Annotated in this window: 1 protein-coding gene; it reads left to right on the forward strand. The window is 68.8% G+C overall.

All coding sequences use genetic code 11. From position 1 onward, the window contains the following. Positions 1-888 (forward strand): cadherin repeat domain-containing protein (locus tag AKL29_RS42005; RefSeq protein WP_193395228.1); only part of this gene is annotated, 888 nt, incomplete at both ends.

Raw genomic sequence — 888 nt, forward strand, 5'->3', positions numbered from 1 at the left:
CCGACGACCGGCGTCATCACCGTCGCCGACCTTACCAAGATCGATTATGAGAGCAGCGGCCCGACCCATTCCTATACGGTGACCGCGCAGGCCAGCGACGGCGCGCTGGCGAGCTCGCAGAGCTTCACCATCGCCGTCAACGACGCCGCACCGTCGACCCCAGCCGATGCCGACGCCGGCACCAACTCGATCGCCGAAGGCGCGGCCAACGGCTCGACCGTCGGCATCACGGCGGCGGCAACCGACGTCAACGGCCCGGCCGTGACCTGGTCGCTGATCGGCGACACCTCCGGCGGCGGCTTCACCATCGACGCGACGACGGGCGTCATCACCGTCGCGGATAGCACCAAGCTCGATTACGAGAGCAGCGGTCCGACCCATTCCTACACGGTGACCGCGCAAGCCAGCGACGGCACAACGGCGAGCTCGCAAACCTTTACGATCGCCGTCACTGACGTCGCGCCGTCGACCCCGGTCGACTCCGACGCCGGCGCCAACACCGTCATTGAAGGCGCCGCTGCAGGTACCACCGTGGGCATCGTCGCGGCAGCGACCGATATCAACGGCCCGGCCGTGACCTATTCGCTGGTCGGCGATGCGCACGGCTTCACCATCAACGCCGCAACCGGCGTCGTCACGGTCGCCGATCCCAGCCAGATCGACTACGAGAGCAGCGGCCCGAGCCACAGCTACACTATCACCGTCGCGGCCAGCGACGGCACCCAGACCAGCACGCAGGACTTCGCGATCGCCGTCACCGACCTTGCGCCAGCGACCCCGGTCGACAGCGATGCCACCGCCAACAGCGTTGTCGAAGCCGCGGCCGCCGGCACTGCGGTCGGCATCACCGCGCACGCGACCGACGTCAACGGCCCGGCCGTGACCTGG

Source organism: Bradyrhizobium pachyrhizi (assembly GCF_001189245.1).
Lineage (GTDB): Bacteria > Pseudomonadota > Alphaproteobacteria > Rhizobiales > Xanthobacteraceae > Bradyrhizobium > Bradyrhizobium pachyrhizi.